This is a genomic window from Streptomyces sp. ATLC9 (genome assembly GCF_057196705.1).
Genome location: NZ_JBXUOY010000512.1, coordinates 1 through 1240 on the forward strand (window position 1 = coordinate 1; position 1240 = coordinate 1240).

Below are 1240 nucleotides of genomic sequence, written 5' to 3' on the forward strand. Positions count from 1 at the left end.
GCGCCGCGGGCCGGCGACGACGGCGCGGTCGTCGGTGGCGGGGCCTGAGAGCGCCGGGCAGAAGCCCGCCGCATCGCAGGGGCGTCCGCCCGGCACGGTGTCCGGCACGGCGGCGGACACGGTGACGGGCGCCGTGGTCGGCACTGTGATCGCCGGGCGCAGTAGGGTGCCAGTGTCCCAGCAGTCGACCCGATGGAGCAGGACGTGTCCCGTCAGGTGTTCCTCTACGACCATCCGGAACGCTTCGTGGCCGGTACGGTCGGGCTGCCTGGCCGCCGGACGTTCTTCCTCCAGGCGTCCGGGGCAGGCCGAACCACCAGCGTCGCCCTGGAGAAGGCGCAGGTCGAGGCGCTCGCCGAGCGCATAGACGAACTGCTGGACGAGGTCGTGCGGCGTACCGGAGGCAGCGCCCCGGTCCCGGCCGTCGCGCCGGCCGAGACCACCGACAACGCTCCCCTGAGGACTCCGGTGGATGAGGAGTTCCGGGTCGGCACCATGGCGCTGGCCTGGGACGGCGAGGACGAGTGCGTGGTCGTGGAGGCGCAGGCCCTCGTGGAGATCGAGGCCGACTCCGACGAGGATCTGGCCGAGGCCGAGGAGAGGCTGCTGCGGGACGACGAGAACGGCCCGCCGGTGCTGCGCGTGAGGATCAGCGGCGCCACGGCCCGGGCCTTCGCCAAACGCGCCATGGAGGTCGTCAAGGCCGGCCGGCCGCCGTGCCCGCTGTGCAGTCTGCCGCTCGACCCGGAGGGACACGTATGCCCGCGCCAGAACGGATACCGCCGCGGCCTGTGAGGCCGGAGGCGGGCACCGGCGCACCGTCGGCCGAACTGCTGGCCCGCGGTGAACTGACGGTGCGCGGGCGCCTCGGTGACGCCTCCAACACGGTGCTGTACTGCACGGTCGCGGAGGCGGACCCGGGCGGCGGGGACGGCGTGCGGGGAGTGCCCTGCGTCTACAAGCCGGTGCGCGGGGAGCGCCCGCTGTGGGACTTCCCCGACGGCTCCCTCGCCCGGCGCGAGGTGGCCGCCTACGAGGTCTCCGAGGCCCTGGGCTGGCATCTGGTGCCGCCGACCGTGCTGCGCGACGGCCCGTACGGCGAGGGCATGTGCCAGCTGTGGATCGGGCCCCGTCCGGACGGGGCGGAGGAGCCGGGGCCGGCGGGCCGGACCGGTGGATCGGACGGGCAGGTCAGACGGGCGGCCAGGGGATAGGGGGCCAGTCGCCGCCGGGCAGCGGG

The 1240-nt window shown here is 75.0% G+C and carries 1 protein-coding gene and 1 pseudogene; both read left to right on the forward strand.

The features are described 5' to 3' along the window. Nucleotides 1-204 precede the first annotated feature (204 nt). Nucleotides 205-795, forward strand: coding sequence for a DUF3090 domain-containing protein (locus tag AC2CJA_RS26715; RefSeq protein ID WP_484605220.1), 591 nt, complete (start codon nt 205-207; stop codon nt 793-795). Beyond that, nucleotides 759-1178 (forward strand): annotated as a pseudogene (locus AC2CJA_RS26720) (protein kinase family protein); the annotation flags it as partial. The gene AC2CJA_RS26715 and the pseudogene AC2CJA_RS26720, both read left to right, overlap by 37 nt. Between the last annotated feature and the right edge of the window lie 62 nt (nt 1179-1240).